Source organism: Pseudomonas sp. CM25, assembly GCF_013179705.1.
In the GTDB taxonomy this organism is placed as follows: domain Bacteria; phylum Pseudomonadota; class Gammaproteobacteria; order Pseudomonadales; family Pseudomonadaceae; genus Aquipseudomonas.
Genome location: NZ_JABMCW010000687.1, coordinates 1 through 901 on the forward strand (window position 1 = coordinate 1; position 901 = coordinate 901).

Annotated in this window: 1 protein-coding gene; it reads right to left on the reverse strand. The window is 62.0% G+C overall.

What is annotated here, in order from left to right; genetic code table 11:
• The coding region (locus HP546_RS30710; protein ID WP_372242490.1) for an immunoglobulin-like domain-containing protein at positions 1–901 on the reverse strand (901 nt) is incomplete at both ends.

Consider the following 901-nt stretch of genomic DNA (forward strand, 5'->3'; position numbering starts at 1 on the left):
CGGTGCTCAGGGTCACGGTGAACGGCTTGTCCAACGCCTTGTTCAGGCTGATGGTGAAGGTCGGCTCGGTGGCCTCGTTCACGGATACCTGATCGGCCACGATGGTGACCTTGACCAGATCGCCTTCGTTCTCGCCGCCTGGGTTACCTGGGGTACCCGGTTCGTCGGTTACTACGGTGCTGACTTTGGTGCTGCCCAGCTCCAGCTGCTCGAACTGGTCGGCGCCTTTGCCCGCGACGTCGGTCAGACCTTGGGTGATGGTCACCGGATCGTTGACGTAGACGTTGTCCGGCGCAGCCACGGTGGTGCTGCCGACCGACTCACCGGCCTTGATGGTCACGGTGGTGCCATCGGTCAGGGTGAAGGTCAGGCCCTTGTGATTGGTGACTGGCAGGGTTGGATCTGCGCTGACCAGGGTCACGGTGTAGGTGATCTTGCCGCCTTCGGTGACGGTGGTGTTATCCACAGTCAGTTCGGCAGTGACCGGGCTCTGCGTATCGGTGACGGCCACGGTAGCGGCTTTGCCGATCTCCAGGTTTTCCAGTTGCTCACCGACCACCTCAGCCTTGCTGATGCTGACGGTGATCTTGCCTTCGTCCTTGAACACGTCCTCGCCCTGCGCTGGTGCAGCGTAGGATTTGGTGGTCTCGCCGGCCGCGAAGGTCAGGGTGGCACCGGTGCTCAGGGTCACGGTGAACGGCTTGTCCAGCGCCTTGTTCAGGCTGATGGTGAAGGTCGGCTCTGTCGCTTCGTTGACCGACACCTGGTCTGCAATGATGGTGACCTTGACGATGTCGCCTTCGTTGCCTGGGGTACCTGGCTCGTCGGTAACGGTGGTGCTGACCTCGGTCTTGTCCAGGGTCAGGTTCTCGAACTTCCACGCATCCGCGCCGCTGACCGC